This is a genomic window from Streptomyces doebereineriae, from assembly GCF_031845645.1.
Taxonomy (GTDB): domain Bacteria; phylum Actinomycetota; class Actinomycetes; order Streptomycetales; family Streptomycetaceae; genus Streptomyces; species Streptomyces canus.
On sequence record NZ_JAVREZ010000606.1, the window covers coordinates 1 to 382 of the forward strand.

General features: G+C 78.5%; 1 protein-coding gene. It reads left to right on the forward strand.

Going from position 1 to position 382, the window contains the following annotated elements:
* Nucleotides 1–382, forward strand: a 382-nt coding sequence (locus tag RNB18_RS53480; protein WP_311721243.1) for a DUF6182 family protein, incomplete at both ends; no start/stop codon positions are given.

Below are 382 nucleotides of genomic sequence, written 5' to 3' on the forward strand. Positions count from 1 at the left end.
GGCGACGACACCCTGGTGGCCGTCGTGGTGCGCGACCTGGACCTCGCCGGCTGGGCCCGGCAGACCTGCGCGTACGCGCAGGGACTCGACGCCGCCGAGGCCGCCGCCTGGCGCCGCGCCTTCACCAGGACCGTGTTCCTGGCCGGGGACCCCGAGCGGATCGGGGCCCGCTTCCCGCTCGCCAGGACCGCCCCCGACGGGTCGGCCGCGTGGACGGCGCCAGGACCGCCCGGCGCCACCGCCGCGCTGCGCCGACTGCTGAAACTCCTCCAGGCGCCCGCCGCGATCCGGGCCGGCGAGGACACGGCGTTCGAGATCCCGCGCCACCCGGCGTACCGGACGCCGGTGGTGAGCCGTCCGCCGGTGCGCAGGGACCTGTGCC